Origin of the sequence: Streptomyces sp. NPDC059477 (genome assembly GCF_042749375.1) — a bacterium.
Lineage (GTDB): Bacteria > Actinomycetota > Actinomycetes > Streptomycetales > Streptomycetaceae > Streptomyces.
Map to the genome: position 1 here is coordinate 1 of NZ_JBHYUG010000186.1, position 2908 is coordinate 2908.

Consider the following 2908-nt stretch of genomic DNA (forward strand, 5'->3'; position numbering starts at 1 on the left):
ACCAGGCGGTTGCCGGGCTGGAGCAGCTGCATGACGTCCGGGTACGCGGGCACGGTGATCTCGCCCGACGCCGGCGCGTTGAAGTTCAGATCGACAGCAAGCTTCGTCCAGCCCGTGATCGGGTCGCCCAGAAAGGACAAGTTCTTGTCGGTGACCAAGAGATCGATCGCCACCTGCCCGCCTCCTACGCCGTCTCGTATCTCGGATGGAAGACGAGGTCGACGGCGGATCCGGCCGCCGCACCGTCGAGCTGGAAGGTGACGGGAGTCAAACCGGGCGGCAGGCTCCAGAGCACGGCGGCCGGCCAGTTCAGGCCGGACGTCAAGGTCTCGCCGGTGCCGGACCGTACGCGCGGCGGATCCGTCGAGACGGTCACCGTCTCCCCCGCGAGCAGCGGCCCGTGCACGGTGTCCGCCATGGTCAGGGTGAAGGCATCGCCGTTGTCCTCGCGCGTGAACTCGATCACGGACGCTGGGCCCGTGATGGTCCACGTCGGCCACACGTCGACGTCGCCCGGGTTGGTCACGGTGGTGGCGCCCAGGACTTGAGACGAGGACACCGACGGGTACGGCACCAGGAAGTCCACGCCGGTGCCCTGCTCGCGGTGCACGGTGACCGGGACGGCGTCCACCCAGTACGGATCCTCACACCACAGCGTGAGTACCGCGCTGTCCCAGGTGATGCCGGTCGCGGCCTGCCCGCGGCCGTCCCACCCGTCCGCGTAGTACACGGAGATCTGCCGCACGCCCCCGTCCGGCCGGGCGACCTCCAGCATGCCCGGCCCCTCACGCAGCGTCCGCGTGAACGCCCTCGCCAGCGCCCGCCAGTTCGCCGTGAACACGGTGTGGTCGGCACCCTTCACCAGGACCGGCCACACGATCGTGCGGGCCTGCGGCTGGACATGCCGCAGCCGCGCACCACCGCGCGGATGCGGATCACTGACCAACTCGTACGGGGCCGCCCCGAGTCCGGACACACCGTCGGCGAGGGTGTACCACTGGGACCCAGCGGACAGGTCCGTCATCGACCACCGGGTCCCGGCCGGGTCCACGTAGGTGACCGTGGCGTACCCGACCTCCGGCAGCTCCACCGGCGGGGTGCCCGGTTCCTCCGGGACGATGACCGGGGCTGTGATCAGGGGCATCTACCGTGGCCTCCCCACACGCTGTCGCGCTTCCTCCTGCCGCTGGAGCAGCCGCAGGTCCTCCACACTGATCACGCTGGCGCGGGGGTAGACGTTGTACGTCACCGGCGGCCGGGCATCCGGCTGCACCGCGGGCGCGGCACTCACGGCCGGCAGGCCGGGTGAGACCGCGGGCCGCCCGACCGGAACCGGCAGCGTCCCCGCGTTCAGCTGATCGAGCAGATCGATGCCGTACTTGTCCACCGAAGCAGCCCGGATCACGTACTCGTCCACGGACAGCCACGGCGCGAACACATCGTCCGACGTCGGGGTGCCCGGCCCTTGGACCCGGCCGCCGGTGCTGTAGCCGCGCCGGAACGCCTTCCCGGTGTAGAGCCCGCCGGTCGCACCAACGATGTCGTGCTGAGATTGTCCGACGAGGTAGTTGCTCACGTAGTTGGTCGTGACCGTGACCGTCTTGCCCTGGACACTGGCCAGGTCCTCCCGCGCCTGCCGAAGTTTGGCCTGGAGGTCGGAGATCTCGCCCTTGATCGCGGTCTGTTTCTCCGACGGCGCGGCGGCCAGGCGCTGCCGCGCGTCCTTCAGCTTGGCATCCAGATCCTGGATGTCGCCCTCAAGGAATACGGTCTTGTCGGGGGTGCTGATGATCTGGTCCGCGAGCCGACGCGCTTCCTCGGTTGTCAGGCCCATCTGCTCGGCGGTCGTGATCAGCTGCTGCCGCCCGCGCTCGAAGGTGTCCGACACCGCAGACCACCCGGCATCGGACTCTGCGGCGGCCACGGTGGCCTCGTTCGTTTTCGCAGCCAGGTCGGACAGAGCCCCGTACGCGTCGCGTCCCGACTCGGTGGTCAGGTCGAGCGTGCCGCCGGTAGCGGCCCAGACCGCGCCGTACTCGGCCGCAGCCTCGGCCGCCGTGTCGAGTGCTGCCTCGAACGCGGACTGCGCATCGAGCGCGTTCCTGTTGACCTCGTTCAGGGCGACGATGCTCTCGCGCAAGCCGTCCGCGGCTGCTTTCTGCTCGCTGAGTTTGGCCTGTACTTCCTGTGCCTGGTCGCCGAACAGGCCCATGCTCTCGGCGGCGAGCCGCTGTTCCAGGGCCTGCCCGGCGAGGGCCTCGCTGTACTTGTCCAGTTCGCCGGTGAACTTGGCCACCTCGTCGGGGCTCATGTTCTCGGTCATCGAGGCGAGCGCCGCGGCGGCCAGGTCGGCCTTGCCGCCGCTGACGAGGTCGGCGAGGCCCTGGTCGATGCCTTCGACGCTGGCGGTGAACTCCCGGGTGGCGTCGCTGGCTTCCAGCCAGTCGTTCGTGATGCTGGCGCCCCAGTCGTTGACCGAGTCCGCGATGCTGGGATCCATCACCTTCTGGATCTGCTCGCGCAGCTTCTCGAAGTCGTCACCGAACTGGGAGGCGACGTACCCCGTGGCCTCGCCCGTCCGGCCGAGTTCACCGAGCGAGGTGGTCAGTTTGTCGACGTCGAGCGCCGCGGGTTCGCCCATCTGTGACAGCTCGGTCATCGCGATCAGCAGCAGGCCGATACCGGTACCGGCCATCGCGATCTTCGCGGTGCGGGACAGGGTGCCGATGGCAGCCGCGGTCCCCGCGAGCACGCCGGGGGTCCCGGTTGCCGCCGTACGCATCGCGGCGACCTGCGTGCTGATCGCGGCGATAGCCGCGCCGGCCGCCGCGCCGCCTGCCGTCGCCAGGCTGACGGCCTTGATGGCGATGGAGAGCTGAAGGATGAGGGCGATCGCCTCGGGCGGAAC

The 2908-nt window shown here is 69.7% G+C and carries 1 protein-coding gene and 1 pseudogene; both read right to left on the reverse strand.

What is annotated here, in order from left to right:
- Window positions 1-184: 184 nt before the first annotated feature.
- Entirely contained in the window at window positions 185-1144 is a 960-nt protein-coding gene (locus ACFXAZ_RS39445; protein WP_384601887.1) for a phage tail protein, read from the reverse strand.
- Window positions 1145-2908 (reverse strand): annotated as a pseudogene (locus tag ACFXAZ_RS39450) (hypothetical protein); the annotation flags it as partial. It lies immediately after the preceding gene.